Source organism: Microbacterium sp. K35 (assembly GCF_004794375.1).
GTDB classification, from domain to species: Bacteria; Actinomycetota; Actinomycetes; order Actinomycetales; family Microbacteriaceae; genus Microbacterium; species Microbacterium sufflavum.
In genome coordinates this window covers 1-615 of sequence record NZ_SSDM01000086.1, presented here as the reverse complement: position 1 = coordinate 615, position 615 = coordinate 1, and the positions used below count along the sequence as shown (strand labels likewise).

Genomic DNA, 615 nt, shown 5'->3' with positions numbered 1-615 from the left:
GCGGCCACGGAGCGCCTGACCGCTGCGGGGCTCGCCCCCCTCGCCCCCGTCGAGGCTGCGGCACTGGATGCGATCGACGCGGTGCCGGTGCTGCGCGAGGGGCGGTTCGTCCGCCACACCTGAGCGCGCGGTGCCACCGGTCGCACGGCGGACCGCCGCGCCGACGAGCCGATGACGGTGGCGCGGCGTAGGGTCGGGGGCATGAGATACCTCCCCGCTCTCATCGTCGACGCCGTGCTCGTCCTGGTCTTCGCCGCGATCGGGCGGGCATCCCATCAAGAAGACCCGGCCGGGTTCCTCCTCACCGCCTGGCCCTTCCTGGTCGCGCTGCTGGTCGGGTACGCGGTGGCGCTGCTGCTCCCGGCACGACCGCGGCGACCGTGGTCGCTGGCGTGGGGTGCCGTCGTGTGGGTCGTCACGGTCGCGGGCGGCATGCTGTTGCGAGTGCTGAGCGGCGACACGGCCGAGGTGCCCTTCATCGTGGTCGCGTCGATCGTGCTGGGGCTATTCCTGGTGGGCTGGCGCGGGCTCGCGGCGCTGGTGCGGCGTCTGCGCGCGTCGTCCGACCGGGGCTCGGCCTCCGCGCCGCAGACCCGCCCGTCGGCGGCGCGGAGG

1 protein-coding gene is annotated in these 615 nt (G+C 75.3%); it reads left to right on the top strand.

Annotated elements, in window-relative coordinates; translation table 11 throughout:
- Positions 1 to 201 precede the first annotated feature (201 nt).
- A partial coding sequence (locus tag DW299_RS02325; protein WP_136035497.1) for a DUF3054 domain-containing protein occupies positions 202 to 615 on the top strand: 414 nt, incomplete at its 3' end.